We start from the raw sequence: 463 nt of genomic DNA on the forward strand, positions 1-463 counted from the left end.
GGCGCGGGCGGCGGCGGTGGCGGGGGAGGCGGCGGGCTGGGCGCCGCCTGCTGCACCGGCGTGGGGGAGGGCGGCTCGGGCCGCGGCGGCTGCTGCGCGATCACCGGCCCCGGCACCGGCGCCGGCTGGTCGCCCTGCGCCACCTGCGGCGCCTGCACGATCTCGACGGCGATCGCCTCCTCCGGCTCCTCCAGGTGCTTCGGCAGGCCGAAGACGAGGCCGAGCAGCAGCAGCGCGACATGCATCGCGGCCGAGACCAGCCCCCAGAACCGCATACCCCTCGGCCGCATCGTCGCGCCCCCCGGCGCCGGTCGCCATCGCCGGGCCGCCCCCGGCCGGCCCCGTCCCCACGGGGCGTGCCTGGCGCGGCCTCGCCTCTCTCCTGGGCCGGCGTCCCGGGCCGGTCCGCCCGGGCCGCTGGCCCGCCCTTCGCCACCGGGTGGCGCGGCGCCCCCGCGCCCCG

Annotated in this window: 1 pseudogene; it reads right to left on the reverse strand. The window is 82.3% G+C overall.

The features are described 5' to 3' along the window. Positions 1 to 290 (reverse strand): annotated as a pseudogene (locus tag E2C05_RS32480) (hypothetical protein); the annotation flags it as partial. Between the last annotated feature and the right edge of the window lie 173 nt (positions 291 to 463).

The organism is Paracraurococcus ruber, assembly GCF_004353985.1.
GTDB classification, from domain to species: Bacteria; Pseudomonadota; Alphaproteobacteria; order Acetobacterales; family Acetobacteraceae; genus Paracraurococcus; species Paracraurococcus ruber.